Here is a 14,445-nt window from a genome sequence, read left to right as displayed (position 1 = left end):
CCTCCGCCCCTTGCGAATCCTGTGTGATTCGCTATCAAAATAGGAGCAATAATGAGCCTCTTCAACAAAATCACCAAGTCCTTCCAATGGGGCGACAAGACCGTCGTCATGGAAACCGGTGAAATCGCCCGTCAGGCGACCGGCGCCGTGCTGGTCGACATCGACGGCACCGTGATCCTGGCGACCGTGGTCGCTTCCAAGACCGCCAAGCCGGGTCAAGATTTCTTCCCGCTGACCGTCGACTACATCGAGAAGACCTACGCAGCCGGCAAGATCCCCGGCAGCTTCTTCAAGCGCGAAGCCAAGCCCAGCGAACACGAAACCCTGACCAGCCGCCTGATCGACCGTCCGATCCGCCCGCTGTTCCCCGAAGGTTTCCTGAACGAAGTGCACGTGGTGATCCACACCGTGTCGTTGAACCCTGAAGTCGACGCCGACATCGCCGCCATGATCGGCGTGAGCGCCGCGCTGTCGATCTCCGGCATCCCGTTCAGCGGCCCGATCGGTGCCGCCCGCGTGGGTTACATCAACGGCCAGTACGTGCTGAATCCGGGCCCCACGGCCCGCAAGGATTCGCAGATGGACCTCGTCGTCGCCGGCACGCAAGCCGCCGTGCTGATGGTCGAATCCGAAGCCCAGCAACTCAGCGAAGAAATCATGCTGGGTGGCGTGGTGTTCGGCCACGAACAGGCCAACATCGCGATCAACGCGATCCACGACCTCGTGCGCGACGCCGGCAAGCCGGAATGGCTCAAGGAAGGCACCTGGGTGCCTGAAGCCAAGGACGAAGACTTCATCGCCAAGATCAACGGCCTGGCCGAAGAAAAGCTGCGCGCCGTCTACCAGATCCGCAGCAAGCAAGCCCGCACGCAAGCCCTGCGCGAAGCCAATGCCAGCGTCTTCACGGCCCTGAAGGCTGAAGGCGCCGAGTTCGACGCCGGCAAGGTCAGCGACCTGCTGTTCGCGATCGAATCGCGCATCGTGCGCGGCCAGATCCTGCAAGGCGAGCCGCGCATCGACGGCCGCGACACGCGCACCGTGCGCCCCATCGAAATCCGTAACTCGGTGCTGCCCCGCACCCACGGCTCGGCGCTGTTCACGCGCGGCGAGACGCAAGGCCTGGTCGTCACCACGCTCGGCACCGAGCGCGACGCACAGCGCATCGACGCGCTGGCCGGCGAGTACGAAGACCGCTTCCTGTTCCACTACAACATGCCTCCCTTTGCCACCGGTGAAGTGGGTCGCATGGGCTCCACCAAGCGCCGCGAAGTGGGCCACGGCCGTCTGGCCAAGCGCGCGCTCGTCGCCGTGCTGCCGACCAAGGAAGAATTCCCGTACACCATCCGCGTGGTGTCGGAAATCACCGAGTCGAACGGCTCCTCGTCGATGGCTTCGGTCTGCGGCGGCTGCCTCTCGATGATGGATGCCGGCGTGCCCATGAAGGCGCACGTGGCCGGTATCGCCATGGGCCTGATCAAGGAAGACAACCGCTTCGCGGTGCTGACCGACATCCTGGGCGACGAAGATCACCTGGGTGACATGGACTTCAAGGTGGCCGGCACGACCAACGGCATCACCGCGCTGCAGATGGACATCAAGATCCAGGGCATCACCAAGGAAATCATGCAGGTCGCACTGGCGCAGGCCAAGGAAGCGCGCATGCACATCCTGGGCAAGATGCAAGAAGCGATGGGCGAGGCCAAGGCCGACGTGTCGCAGTTCGCACCGCGCCTGACCACGCTGAAGATCAACCCCGAGAAGATCCGCGACGTGATCGGCAAGGGCGGCGCGGTCATCCGTGGTCTGCAGGAAGAAACCGGCACGACGATCAACATCGACGAAGACGGCACCATCACCATCGCCTCGACCGATCCGGAAAAGGCCGAATTCGCCAAGAAGCGCATCGAGCAGATCACCGCTGAAGTCGAAATCGGCAAGGTCTACGAAGGCCCGATCACCAAGATCCTGGACTTCGGAGCACTGGTCAACCTGCTGCCCGGCAAGGACGGCCTGCTGCACATCAGCCAGATCGCGCACGAGCGCGTCGAGAAGGTGACCGACTACCTGAGCGAAGGCCAGATCGTGAAGGTCAAGGTTCTCGAGACCGACGAAAAGGGCCGCGTCAAGCTGTCCATGAAGGCCCTGACCGAACGTCCGGCCGGCATGGAATACAGCGAGCGCCCGCCGCGTGAAGACCGCGGCGATCGCGGTGACCGTGGTGGCGACCGCCGTGAGCGTTCGGACCGTGGCGATCGCGGCGGCGACCGTGGTGGTGATCGTGGCGAGCGCGCACCGCGCTTCAACGACCAGCAGCAACAGCCCCGCGGCGAGCAGCAACAGCAGCCCGCCGGCGAGTCGCAGCAGCAAGCGCCGCGCGAACCGCAGGAGTAAGCAGTGAGGCGCGACGGCCTGGTGCCGTCGCCTCTCGTGGACAGCCACTGATGCCCGCCCCTGTGCGGGCATCCGAGTCTCGGAGACCCCATGAAAGCCATTGAGATCACTTCGTACGGCGCCCCCGAGGTGCTGCGCGTCGCTGCACGTCCCGACCCGGTCGCGGGCGAGGGCGAGCTGCTGATCCGCGTGGCGGCCAGTGGCGTGAATCGCCCGGACGTGCTGCAGCGGATGGGGCACTACCCCGTGCCGCCTGGTGCTTCCGACCTGCCGGGCCTTGAAGTGGCCGGCGAGATCGTGTCGGGCGACGCCAAGGCGTTGGCCGAAGCGGGCTTCAAGGTCGGCGACCGCGTGTGCGCACTGGTGGCCGGTGGTGGCTATGCCGAGCTGTGCGTGGCGCCTGTGGCGCAATGCCTGCCGGTGCCCAAGGGCTGGAGTGACATCGAGGCGGCCTCGCTGCCCGAGACCTTCTTCACCGTTTGGAGCAATGTGTTCGAGCGCGGCCGCCTGCAGAAGGGTGAGACCCTGCTGATCCAGGGCGGCTCGAGCGGCATCGGCGTCACGGCGATTCAGATCGCCAAGGCGCTCGGTGCGACCGTGATCGTCACGGCCGGCGGCGACGACAAGTGCGAAGCCTGCCTGAAGCTCGGCGCCGACCACGCGATCAACTACCGCACGAGCGATTTCGTCGAAGTGGCGAAGCAGCTCACGGGGGGCAAGGGCGTGGACGTGGTGCTCGACATGGTGGCGGGCGACTACGTGGCGCGCGAGGTCGAGTGCCTGGCCGAAGACGGCCGGCTGGTGATCATTGCGGTGCAGGGCGGTGTGAAGAGTGAGATCAACGCGGGCCTCGTGCTGCGTCGTCGGCTCACGATCACCGGCTCGACGCTGCGTCCGCGGCCGGTGGCGTTCAAGGGCGCCATTGCCAAGGCTTTGCGTGAAAAGGTCTGGCCGTTGCTCGAAAGCGGCGCGGTCAAGCCCGTGATCCACAGCACCTATGCGGCAGCAGGTGAGCCCAGCGGCGCGGCCCAGGCTCACACCCTGATGGAATCGAACCAGCACATCGGCAAGATCGTGCTGACTTGGTGAGACGAACAACGCGATGACAACCTTCAAGAAACTGATTGCCGGCAACTGGAAGATGAATGGCGGCCTGGCCGCCAACGAGGCGCTGGTGAAGGCCCTGCAGCAAGGGTTGGCAACCAGCCCTGTGGCTTGCGGTGTCGCGCTGTGTGCGCCTGCACCGTACTTTGCCCAGCTGCAATTGCTGCTGGCGGGCACGCCGTCGCTGGCCCTCGGTGCGCAGGACATTTCGGCGCACCCGCAAGGTGCGTTCACCGGCGAGCAATCGGCAGCGATGCTGAAGGATTTCGGTGTGCGCTATGCCATCGTGGGCCATTCGGAGCGTCGCCAGTACCACGGCGAGACCGATGACACGGTGGCGGCCAAGACGGCGGCGGCACTGGCGAATGGCATCACGCCGATCGTCTGCGTCGGCGAGACGCTGGCACAGCGCGAAGCAGGGCAGACCGAAGAGGTCGTCAAGCGCCAGCTGGCTGCGGTGATCCATCTGAATGGCCACTGCATCAGCGAGATCGTCGTGGCCTACGAGCCGGTCTGGGCCATCGGCACGGGCAAGACGGCTTCGCCGGAGCAGGCGCAGGCGGTGCATGCCGTGCTGCGTGCGCAACTGCACCATGCCGCGAGCGAGCACGCCGCGGGCATCAAGATTCTGTACGGCGGCAGCATGAACGCGGCGAATGCCGCCGAACTGCTGGCGCAGGCCGACATCGACGGCGGCCTCATCGGCGGCGCCTCGCTCAAGGCGCCCGACTTTCTGCAGATCATTTCTGCCGCTGCACGCTGATCGCGGCAACGGCAGCCATCACTTAGGAGTAAGAACGAATGAACGTGGTCCTCAATCTTCTGGTCGGCGTGCAAATGCTGGCGGCGCTGGCAATGATCGGCCTGATCCTGATCCAGCACGGCAAGGGTGCCGACATGGGTGCGGCCTTCGGCAGCGGCAGCGCGGGCAGCCTGTTCGGTGCCAGCGGCAGTGCCAACTTCCTTTCGCGCACGACGGCCGTGCTGGCGGCGGTGTTCTTTGCCTGCACGCTGTTGCTGGCCTACTTCAGCCACGCACGCCCTGCGGGCGGCGGCAGTCTGCTGGAACGCGCAGCCGTGGGTGCGCCTGCCGTGCCGGTCGCTCCTGCGACGACGGGCGCTGCGGGCGAAATCCCTGCTGCAACAGCACCTGCGAAGGCGGCTTCGGCGCCTGCTGCACCCGTTTCGGGCTCCGGCCAGATTCCGGCCAAGTAATCAGGTTGTTTTCATGCAGCCGTTCGTGAGAAACGGCTTCATTTCAGGGTAAACTCTAAATCTGTTCAGAAAGCCAAATGCCTCAACGGCACCTCATGCCATCTGGACAGTTAAAAACCGCGGTCGTGGTGAAATTGGTAGACACGCTATCTTGAGGGGGTAGTGGCGAAAGCTGTGCGAGTTCGAGTCTCGCCGACCGCACCAAATCTCACCGGCAGAAGATCTCTATCCAGAGGCTCTTCTGTCGGTGGCAAGCGGTGAAAATTTCTCGATGAACCTCGATTCCTACCTTCCCGTCCTTTTGTTCATTTTGGTCGGGGTCGGCGTAGGCGTCGCCCCGCAAGTCATCGGATACATCCTTGGGCCCAATCGGCCCGACGCTGCGAAGAACGCGCCCTACGAGTGCGGCTTCGAGGCCTTCGAGGATGCGCGCATGAAGTTCGACGTGCGCTATTACCTCGTCGCGATTCTCTTCATCCTCTTCGATCTCGAAATTGCCTTTCTCTTTCCGTGGGCCATTGCGCTCAAGGAAATCGGCGCTGTTGGCTTCTGGGCCATGATGATCTTTCTCGCCATCCTCGTCGTGGGCTTTGTCTACGAGTGGAAAAAAGGCGCGCTCGACTGGGAATGACAAGGAAGCAACACGATGGCCATTGAAGGCGTTCTCAAAGAAGGCTTCGTCACCACGACCTACGACTCGGTCGTGAACTGGGCGAAGACCGGATCTCTCTGGCCGATGACGTTCGGCCTCGCATGCTGTGCGGTCGAAATGATGCACGCGGGCGCTGCCCGCTACGACATCGACCGTTTCGGCATGTTGTTCCGCCCCAGCCCGCGTCAGTCCGATCTGATGATTGTGGCCGGCACGCTGTGCAACAAGATGGCGCCGGCGCTGCGCAAGGTCTACGACCAGATGCCCGAGCCGCGCTGGGTGCTCTCGATGGGCTCCTGCGCGAACGGCGGCGGTTACTACCACTACAGCTATTCCGTGGTGCGTGGCTGCGACCGCATCGTGCCGGTCGACGTCTATGTGCCGGGTTGCCCGCCCACCGCTGAAGCACTGCTGTATGGCGTGATCCAGCTGCAGCAGAAGATTCGCCGCACCAACACCATTGCCCGCGCCTGAGAGATTGCCGACGATGACTGACTTTGCAATTTCGCCGGAGGTGCTGCGCGCCACGATCGCCGAGGCGCTCGGCGCCAAGGCCAAGAGCGTGACGCTCGCGCTCGAGGAAGTGACCGTCGTGGTCAGTGCTGCCGACTACATCGATGCAGCAACGCTGCTGCGCGATGCGCCCGGCTGCCGCTTCGAGCAGCTGATCGACCTCTGCGGCATGGACTATTCCGACTACCGCGAAGGCGAGTGGCAGGGCGATCGCTACTGCGTCGTCTCGCACCTGCTTTCCGTGAGTCTCAACCAGCGCGTGCGCCTGAAGGTGTTCGCGCCGAATGAAGACCTGCCCGTGGTCGACTCGCTCCAGCCCGTCTGGAGCGCCGCCACCTGGTTCGAGCGCGAAGCCTTCGACCTGTATGGCATCGTGTTCGACGGCCACGACGACCTGCGCCGCATCCTGACCGACTACGGCTTCATCGGCCATCCGTTCCGCAAGGACTTCCCGGTGTCGGGTCACGTCGAAATGCGCTACGACGAAGAGCAGAAGCGCGTGGTCTACCAGCCGGTCTCGATCGAGCCGCGCGAAATCACGCCGCGCGTGATCCGCGAAGACAACTACGGCGGCGGTTTGCACTGACAGATATGGCCGAAATCAAGAACTACACACTCAACTTCGGTCCCCAGCACCCCGCAGCACACGGCGTGCTGCGTCTGGTGCTCGAGCTGGACGGCGAAGTGATCCAGCGCGCCGACCCCCACATCGGCCTGCTGCACCGCGCGACCGAGAAGCTCGCCGAATCGCGCACCTTCATCCAGTCGCTGCCCTACATGGACCGCCTCGACTACGTGTCGATGATGTCCAACGAGCACGCCTACTGCCTCGCCATCGAGCGGATGATGGGCCTGGACGTGCCGATCCGCGCGCAGTACATCCGCGTGATGTTCGCCGAGATCACCCGCCTGCTGAACCACCTGCTGTGGCTTGGCGCGCACGGTCTGGACTGCGGCGCGATGAACATGCTCATCTACTGCTTCCGCGAGCGTGAAGACCTGTTCGACATGTACGAAGCCGTGTCCGGCGCGCGCATGCACGCGGCGTACTTCCGTCCGGGCGGCGTCTACCGCGACCTGCCGGATTCGATGCCGCAGTACAAGGTCAGCAAGATCAAGAACGCGAAGGCGATCGAGCGTCTGAACGAGAACCGCCAGGGTTCGCTGCTCGACTTCATCGACGACTTCTGCAAGCGCTTCCCGAAGATGGTCGACGAGTACGAGACGCTGCTCACCGACAACCGCATTTGGAAGCAGCGCACCGTGGGCATCGGCGTGGTCACGCCAGAGCGCGCGCTGAACCTCGGCTTCACCGGCCCGATGCTGCGTGGCTCGGGCGTCGAATGGGACCTGCGCAAGAAGCAGCCCTACGACGTCTACGACCAGATGCAGTTCGACGTGCCCGTGGGCAAGACCGGCGACTGCTACGACCGCTACCTCGTGCGCGTGGAAGAAATGCGCCAGGCCAACAAGATCATCCAGCAGTGCTCGGCATGGCTGCGCGTGAATCCGGGTCCGGTCATCACCGACAACCACAAGGTTGCTGCGCCTGCGCGCGAATCGATGAAGGCGAACATGGAGGAGCTGATCCACCATTTCAAGCTCTTCACCGAAGGCTTCCACGTGCCCGAAGGCGAAGCGTACGCCGCCGTCGAGCACCCCAAGGGCGAGTTCGGCATCTATCTCGTGAGCGACGGCGCCAACAAGCCGTACCGCCTGAAGATCCGCGCCCCGGGCTTCCCGCACCTCGCTGCCCTCGACGAAATGTCGCGCGGCCACATGATCGCCGACGCTGTCGCGGTGATCGGCACGATGGACATCGTGTTCGGCGAAATCGACAGGTGAGAAAGAGCGAATGACGACTTCCTCAACCCATCACCATGACGCGGTGCCTTCGGCGCCGTTGAAGGCCGCCATCCTCGAGCGCTTTGCGCGCGAGGTCGCGAAGTACCCCGAAGCCGGCAAGCAGTCGGCCGTGATGGCCTGCCTGGCCATCGTCCAGCAGGACGAGGGCTTCGTGAGCGTGCAGCGCGAGCGCGAGATCGCCGCCTACCTCGACATGGCGCCCATCGCCGTGCACGAAGTGACGACCTTCTACAACATGTACAACCAGCATCCGGTGGGCAAGTTCAAGCTCAACGTGTGCACCAATCTGCCGTGCCAGCTGCGCGATGGCGTCACCGCGCTCGTGCACCTCGAGAAGAAGCTCGGCATCAAGATGGGCGAGACCACGGCCGACGGCCTGTTCACGCTGCAGCAGAGCGAATGCCTGGGCGCCTGCGCCGATTCGCCCGTGATGCTGGTCAACGACCGCACCATGTGCAGCTTCATGAGCAACGACAAGCTCGACCAGCTCATCGACGGTTTGCGCAGTGCCAAGCCAGGGGAGGCTTCGTGATGACGCCCGAACAGGTTCTCTCGCAATTCCAGGCCACCGGTGTCCAGACCTGCTTCCATGACCGCCACATCGGCGCTCAGATCTATGCAGGCCTCGACGGCACCAACTGGCATCTGGCCGACTACGAAGCGCGCGGCGGCTACCAGGCGCTGCGCAAGATCCTCACCGAGGGCCTCACGCCCGACCAGGTGATCGCCGAAGTGAAGGCCTCGGGCCTGCGCGGCCGTGGCGGCGCAGGCTTCCCCACCGGCCTGAAGTGGAGCTTCATGCCCCGCCAGTTCCCGGGCCAGAAGTACCTCGTCTGCAACTCGGACGAAGGCGAGCCCGGCACGTGCAAGGACCGCGACATCCTGCAGTTCAACCCGCACATCGTGATCGAAGGCATGGCCATCGCCGCGTATGCGATGGGCATTAGCGTGGGCTACAACTACATCCACGGCGAGATCTTCCAGAGCTACGACCGCTTCGAGGCCGCCCTCGAAGAGGCGCGTGCCGCCGGCTACCTCGGCGACAAGATCATGGGCAGCACGTACAACTTCCAGTTGCACGCCGCCCACGGCTTCGGTGCCTACATCTGCGGCGAAGAAACCGCGCTGCTCGAATCGCTCGAAGGCAAGAAGGGCCAGCCGCGCTTCAAGCCGCCGTTCCCGGCGAGCTTCGGCCTGTACGGCAAGCCGACCACCATCAACAACACCGAGACCTTCGCGGCGGTGCCCTGGATCATCCGCAACGGCGGCCAGGCCTACCTCGAGTGCGGCAAGCCGAACAACGGCGGCACCAAGATCTACTCGGTGAGCGGTGACGTCGAGCTGCCCGGCAACTACGAAGTGCCGATGGGCACGCCGTTCTCCAAGCTGCTCGAACTGGCCGGTGGCGTGCGCAAGGGGCGCACGCTCAAGGCGGTGATTCCCGGCGGCTCGTCGTCGCCGGTGCTGCCGGCCGACATCATGATGGCCTGCACCATGGACTACGACTCCATCGCCAAGGCCGGCTCCATGCTCGGTTCGGGCGCCGTGATCGTCATGGACGACAGCCGCTCGATGGTCGAGTCGCTCAAGCGCCTCTCGTACTTCTACATGCACGAGTCCTGCGGCCAGTGCACCCCCTGCCGCGAAGGCACGGGCTGGCTCTACCGCGTGGTGGACCGCATCCACAACGGACAGGGCAAGCCCAGCGACATGCAGCTGCTGGACTCCGTGGCCGGCGACATCATGGGCCGCACCATCTGTGCGCTCGGCGATGCGGCGGCCATGCCCGTGCGCGCCATGATCAAGCACTTCCGCCATGAGTTCGAGGCCCTGATCCCGGGTCACGTCCCGACGGCGCCCGTCAAGGCCTGAGTGCGAGAAGAAACACAGACATGATCGAAATCGAACTCGACGGCAAGAAGGTCGAAGTGACCGAAGGCAGCATGGTGATGCATGCGGCCGAAAAGGCGGGCACCTACATTCCGCACTTCTGCTATCACAAGAAACTCAGCATCGCGGCCAACTGCCGCATGTGCCTGGTCGACGTGGAAAAGGCGCCCAAGCCGATGCCGGCCTGCGCCACGCCCGTCACGCAGGGCATGATCGTTCGCACCAAGAGCGACAAGGCCATCAAGGCCCAGCAGTCCGTCATGGAGTTCCTGCTGATCAACCACCCGCTGGACTGCCCCATCTGCGACCAGGGCGGCGAATGCCAGCTGCAGGACCTGGCCGTCGGCTACGGCGGTTCTTCTTCGCGCTACGAAGAAGAAAAGCGTGTCGTCTTCCACAAGGACGTCGGCCCGCTGATCAGCATGGAAGAAATGAGCCGCTGCATCCACTGTACGCGCTGCGTCCGTTTCGGCCAGGAAGTGGCCGGCGTGATGGAGCTGGGCATGTCGCACCGCGGCGAGCACTCCGAAATCGAAACCTTCCTCGGCGACTCGGTCGACTCCGAGCTCTCGGGCAACATGATCGACATCTGCCCGGTCGGCGCGCTCACGAGCAAGCCCTTCCGCTACAGCGCCCGCACCTGGGAACTGTCGCGCCGCAAGTCGGTGAGCCCGCACGACTCCACCGGTGCCAACCTGATCGTCCAGGTCAAGAACAACCGCGTGATGCGCGTGGTGCCGCTCGAGAACGAAGACGTCAACGAATGCTGGATCGCCGACCGCGACCGCTTCTCGTACGAAGCGCTCAACGGCACGGAACGCCTGACCCAGCCCATGCTGAAGCAGGGCGGCCAGTGGCAGCAGGTCGACTGGCAGACGGCACTCGAGTACGTCGCCAACGGCCTCAAGCAGATCAAGACCGACCACGGTGCGCAAAGCATCGGCACGCTGGTCAGCCCGCACAGCACGCTCGAAGAGCTGCAGCTCGCCGCCATGCTCACGCGTGAACTCGGCAGCGACAACATTGACTACCGCCTGCGCAACGCCGAGTTCTCGGCCTTCGAAGGCGTGCGCTGGCTCGGCACCTCGATCGCATCGCTCACGCAAGTGCAGCGCGCGCTCGTCGTCGGTTCGAACCTGCGCAAGGAACATCCGCTGTTCGCACAGCGCATCCGCCAGGCCGTGCGCAAGGGCGCCGCGCTGTCGGTGATCACTTCGTCCGGCCTCATGGCCGACCGCGGTGCCTGGGCCATCGACGTGGCGCAAGCGTCGATCGTCGAAGCCGACCAGTGGGTCGAGGCGCTGGCCGCCGTGGCTGCTGCCATCGGCCAGACCAACGGCGCTGCCGCACCGCTGGCACCGAAGAACGCGCCCGACGCTGCCGCGCAAGCCATCGCAGCCTCGCTGCTGAGCGGCGAGCGCAAGGCCATCCTGCTCGGCAATGCCGCCGCGCACCATGCACAAGCCAGCAGCCTGCTGGCCCTCGCGAACTGGATCGGCGCACAGACCGGCGCCACCGTCGGCTACCTGACCGAAGCCGGCAACACCGTGGGCGCACAGCTCGTGGGTGCCTTCCCGCAGAACGGCGGCCTCGATGCCGGCCGCATGCTCGCCGCCGGCTCTGGCCTCAAGGCCGTGCTGCTGCTGAACACCGAGCCGGTGTTCGACTCGGCCGCCGGTGCTGCCGCCGCCGATGTCATCGGCAATGCGCAGATGGTGGTCACGCTGAGCCCCTTCAAGGCCAACCTCGAGTTCAGCGACGTGCTGCTGCCCATCGCCCCGTTCACCGAAACGCCCGGCACCTTCGTCAATGCCGAAGGCCGCCTGCAGGGTTTCCATGCCGTCGTGAAGCCGCAAGGCGAAACGCGTCCGGCCTGGAAGGTGCTGCGCGTGCTGGCGAACCTGCTCGGCCTGCCGGGCTTCGCCTTCGAATCGACCGCCGAGGTGCTCGCCACCATCGGTGACAAGGGCACCGTGCCGGCGAATGCGCTGAGCAACGCCACGTCCGCCAAGGCCGTCGCGGCCAGCGGCGCCGTGGCTGCACCCGTGGTCGCGAGCATCTACCAGCTCGACTCGATCGTGCGTCGTGCACCGTCGCTGCAGCTGACCGCCGATGCGCGCAATGCATCGACCGCACCGGGTGCACCGGCGCGTGCCGAGGAGGCACTGGCATGATCGACGCAATTCATGGCTTCGGCCTGGGGCTGGTCGCCGCAGGCTGGTGGACGTCCGTCGTCTGGCCCGTGATCTGGACGCTGATCAAGATCATCGTCGTCGTGATCCCGCTGATGGGTGCCGTGGCGTACCTCACGCTGTGGGAACGCAAGGCCATCGGTTTCACGCAGATCCGCGTGGGCCCGAACCGCATCGGGCCGCTGGGCCTGCTGCAGCCGATCGCCGACGCGCTCAAGCTGATGACCAAGGAAATCATTCTTCCGACGGTCGCCAACAAGGGCCTGTTCCTGCTCGGCCCCATCATGACCATCATGCCGGCGCTGGCCGCATGGGCCGTGATTCCCTTCGGTCCCGACGTGGCGCTGGCCAACATCAACGCCGGCCTGCTGTTCGTGATGGCCATCACCTCGCTCGAGGTGTACGGCGTGATCATCGCCGGCTGGGCCTCGAACTCGAAGTACGCCTTCCTGGGTGCGCTGCGTGCTTCGGCACAGATGGTGAGCTACGAAATCGCGATGGGCTTCTGCTTCGTCGTGGTGCTGATGGTCACGGGCAGCCTGAACATGTCCGACATCGTGACGGTGCAGGGCAAGGGCATGTTCCATGACATGGGACTGGGCTTCCTGTCGTGGAACTGGCTGCCGCTGCTGCCGATCTTCGTCGTCTACTTCATCTCGGGTCTCGCCGAAACCAACCGCCACCCGTTCGACGTGGTGGAAGGCGAGTCCGAAATCGTGGCCGGCCACATGATCGAGTACTCGGGCATGAGCTTCGCGATGTTCTTCCTGGCCGAGTACGCCAACATGTGGCTCGTCTCGATCCTGACCGTGGTGCTGTTCCTCGGTGGATGGCTGCCGCCGTTCGAGTTCCTGAGCTTCATTCCGGGCTGGATCTGGCTGGGCGCCAAGACCTTCTGCGTGGTCACCATGTTCCTGTGGGTGCGCTCGACGTTCCCGCGCTTCCGTTACGACCAGATCATGCGTCTGGGCTGGAAGATCTTCATTCCCGTCACCCTGGTGTGGCTGGTCGTGGTCGGTGGCTGGATGCAGACACCGTTCAACATCTGGAAATAAGCAGGAAGCGACGACATCATGACTGCTTCACACACCGCCGGAGGGCTCGGACGCACCTCCAAGCTGGCCTCCGCACCGTTCTCGCTCAAGGACTTCCTGGGCAGCTTCATGCTGTTCGAACTGTTCAAGGGCCTGGCCATCACGGGCAAGTACGCCTTCGCACGCAAGATCACCGTCCAGTTCCCCGAAGAGAAGACGCCGCTGTCGCCGCGTTTTCGCGGCCTGCACGCGCTGCGCCGCTACGAGAACGGCGAAGAGCGCTGCATCGCCTGCAAGCTGTGCGAGGCCGTGTGCCCCGCACTGGCCATCACCATCGAATCCGACGTGCGTGACGACGGCTCGCGCCGCACCACGCGCTACGACATCGACCTGACCAAGTGCATCTTCTGCGGCTTCTGCGAAGAGAGCTGCCCGGTCGACTCGATCGTCGAGACGCACATCTTCGAATACCACGGCGAAAAGCGCGGCGACCTGTACTTCACCAAGGACATGCTGCTGGCCGTGGGCGACCGCTACGAAAAAGAAATCGCGGCGAACAAGGCGGCCGACGCCAAGTACCGCTGAGCCGGCTCCGCTCGAAACCCGTACCAATCGAATTCCAATGGACGTCAAGACCGGTCTGTTCTATCTGTTTGCCGCGGTGCTGCTGTTTGCAGCCTTCCGCGTCATCACCTCCCGCAACCCCGTGTACGCCGCGCTGTACCTGGTGCTGGCTTTCTTCCAGGCCTCGGCCATCTGGCTGCTGCTGCGCGCCGAGTTCCTCGCGATCTCGCTCGTGCTGGTGTACGTCGGCGCCGTGATGGTGCTGTTCCTCTTCGTCGTGATGATGCTGGACATCGACGTCGACGGCCTGCGAGAGGGCTTCTGGAAGCACTTCCCGCTGGCAGCAGGCATCGGCGCGCTCATTGCGCTCGAAATGGCGGCCGTGCTCATGGGCGGCTTCCGCCTGGGCGAAGGCCCGCGCGCCATGGCCACGACCTCGCCCAACAGCTCGAACACGCTCGAACTGGGCAAGCTGCTGTACTCCGAATACCTCTATCCGCTGGAAATCGCCGCGGTCATCCTGCTGGTGGCCATCATTGCTGCCATTGCACTGACGCTGCGCACCCGCAAGGACAGCAAGTACGTCAACCCGTCGGACCAGGTGCGCGTGAAGGCGCGCGACCGCGTGCGCATCGTGCAGATGCCCGTCACGCGTGCGGCCGAGCCGGTGGTCGAGGCCCCGGCAGCGGATGCAGCTGCAAAGGAAAACAAGGCATGACGCTCACGCTCGGACACTTTCTCTCGCTCGGCGCGATGCTCTTCGCGCTGTCGGTGATCGGCATCTTCCTGAATCGCAAGAACCTGATCGTGCTGCTCATGGCCATCGAGCTGATGCTGCTCGCGGTCAACATGAACTTCGTGGCCTTCTCGCACTACCTGGGCGACATGCACGGCCAGATCTTCGTGTTCTTCATCCTGACGGTGGCGGCGGCCGAATCGGCCATCGGCCTGGCGCTGCTGGTCCTGTTGTTCCGCAACAAGTCGAGCATCAACGTCGACGAACTCAACTCGCTCAAGGGTTGAC

Annotated in this window: 15 protein-coding genes and 1 tRNA gene; all 16 read left to right on the top strand. The window is 64.4% G+C overall.

Annotated features, from left to right (window positions below; genetic code table 11):
• Positions 1-51: 51 nt before the first annotated feature.
• The 16 genes from pnp (at position 52) to nuoK (ending at position 14,444) form a co-directional block, all read left to right on the top strand.
• Positions 52-2,391 (top strand): polyribonucleotide nucleotidyltransferase, encoded by a 2,340-nt coding sequence (gene pnp, locus AC3WQM_RS25940; RefSeq protein ID WP_489058752.1) that lies wholly within the window; start codon positions 52-54, stop codon positions 2,389-2,391.
• Between the two features lie 90 nt (positions 2,392-2,481).
• On the top strand, positions 2,482-3,480 hold the full coding sequence (locus AC3WQM_RS25935; protein ID WP_492682755.1) for an NAD(P)H-quinone oxidoreductase: 999 nt from the start codon (positions 2,482-2,484) through the stop codon (positions 3,478-3,480).
• A 13-nt stretch (positions 3,481-3,493) separates the two neighbouring features.
• The gene (gene tpiA, locus AC3WQM_RS25930) at positions 3,494-4,258 is read left to right on the top strand and encodes a triose-phosphate isomerase (RefSeq protein ID WP_492682753.1); all 765 of its coding nucleotides are present in this window, start codon (positions 3,494-3,496) and stop codon (positions 4,256-4,258) included.
• Between the two features lie 38 nt (positions 4,259-4,296).
• The gene (gene secG, locus AC3WQM_RS25925) at positions 4,297-4,710 is read left to right on the top strand and encodes a preprotein translocase subunit SecG (RefSeq protein ID WP_492682751.1); all 414 of its coding nucleotides are present in this window, start codon (positions 4,297-4,299) and stop codon (positions 4,708-4,710) included.
• 119 nt (positions 4,711-4,829) lie between these two features.
• Positions 4,830-4,914: transfer RNA gene (locus tag AC3WQM_RS25920), tRNA-Leu, on the top strand.
• Positions 4,915-4,981: 67 nt separating this feature from the next.
• The gene (locus AC3WQM_RS25915; protein ID WP_055805154.1) at positions 4,982-5,341 is read left to right on the top strand and encodes an NADH-quinone oxidoreductase subunit A; all 360 of its coding nucleotides are present in this window, start codon (positions 4,982-4,984) and stop codon (positions 5,339-5,341) included.
• A 15-nt stretch (positions 5,342-5,356) separates the two neighbouring features.
• A complete protein-coding gene (locus AC3WQM_RS25910; protein WP_007837763.1) occupies positions 5,357-5,836 on the top strand; it encodes a NuoB/complex I 20 kDa subunit family protein in 480 nt (159 codons plus the stop codon).
• A 13-nt stretch (positions 5,837-5,849) separates the two neighbouring features.
• Complete coding sequence (locus AC3WQM_RS25905) at positions 5,850-6,461, top strand: NADH-quinone oxidoreductase subunit C (RefSeq protein WP_489058749.1); 612 nt, start codon at positions 5,850-5,852, stop codon at positions 6,459-6,461.
• Positions 6,462-6,466: 5 nt separating this feature from the next.
• Positions 6,467-7,720: an NADH-quinone oxidoreductase subunit D gene (locus tag AC3WQM_RS25900; RefSeq protein ID WP_492682749.1), complete on the top strand. Its 1,254-nt coding sequence runs from the start codon at positions 6,467-6,469 to the stop codon at positions 7,718-7,720.
• A gap of 10 nt (positions 7,721-7,730) precedes the next feature.
• A complete protein-coding gene (locus tag AC3WQM_RS25895) occupies positions 7,731-8,273 on the top strand; it encodes an NADH-quinone oxidoreductase subunit NuoE family protein (protein ID WP_492682747.1) in 543 nt (180 codons plus the stop codon).
• The gene (nuoF, locus tag AC3WQM_RS25890; RefSeq protein ID WP_159271073.1) at positions 8,273-9,613 is read left to right on the top strand and encodes an NADH-quinone oxidoreductase subunit NuoF; all 1,341 of its coding nucleotides are present in this window, start codon (positions 8,273-8,275) and stop codon (positions 9,611-9,613) included. Before AC3WQM_RS25895 ends, nuoF begins: the two co-directional genes overlap by 1 nt.
• Before the next feature lie 20 nt (positions 9,614-9,633).
• The gene (gene nuoG / locus AC3WQM_RS25885; protein ID WP_492682745.1) at positions 9,634-11,805 is read left to right on the top strand and encodes an NADH-quinone oxidoreductase subunit NuoG; all 2,172 of its coding nucleotides are present in this window, start codon (positions 9,634-9,636) and stop codon (positions 11,803-11,805) included.
• Positions 11,802-12,878 (top strand): NADH-quinone oxidoreductase subunit NuoH, encoded by a 1,077-nt coding sequence (gene nuoH / locus AC3WQM_RS25880; RefSeq protein WP_492682743.1) that lies wholly within the window; start codon positions 11,802-11,804, stop codon positions 12,876-12,878. Before nuoG ends, nuoH begins: the two co-directional genes overlap by 4 nt.
• A gap of 18 nt (positions 12,879-12,896) precedes the next feature.
• Positions 12,897-13,442, top strand: a complete 546-nt coding sequence (gene nuoI / locus AC3WQM_RS25875; RefSeq protein WP_062475395.1) for an NADH-quinone oxidoreductase subunit NuoI — start codon at positions 12,897-12,899, stop codon at positions 13,440-13,442.
• Between the two features lie 37 nt (positions 13,443-13,479).
• Positions 13,480-14,139: an NADH-quinone oxidoreductase subunit J gene (locus AC3WQM_RS25870; protein WP_062475392.1), complete on the top strand. Its 660-nt coding sequence runs from the start codon at positions 13,480-13,482 to the stop codon at positions 14,137-14,139.
• Positions 14,136-14,444 (top strand): NADH-quinone oxidoreductase subunit NuoK, encoded by a 309-nt coding sequence (gene nuoK, locus AC3WQM_RS25865; RefSeq protein WP_056579591.1) that lies wholly within the window; start codon positions 14,136-14,138, stop codon positions 14,442-14,444. Before AC3WQM_RS25870 ends, nuoK begins: the two co-directional genes overlap by 4 nt.
• Position 14,445: the final 1 nt, after the last annotated feature.

It is taken from the genome of Variovorax sp. FW301-JW7, assembly GCF_058788795.1.
The sequence above is the reverse complement of the archived record's forward strand: the minus strand, read 5'-3'. Positions and strand labels throughout refer to the sequence as shown.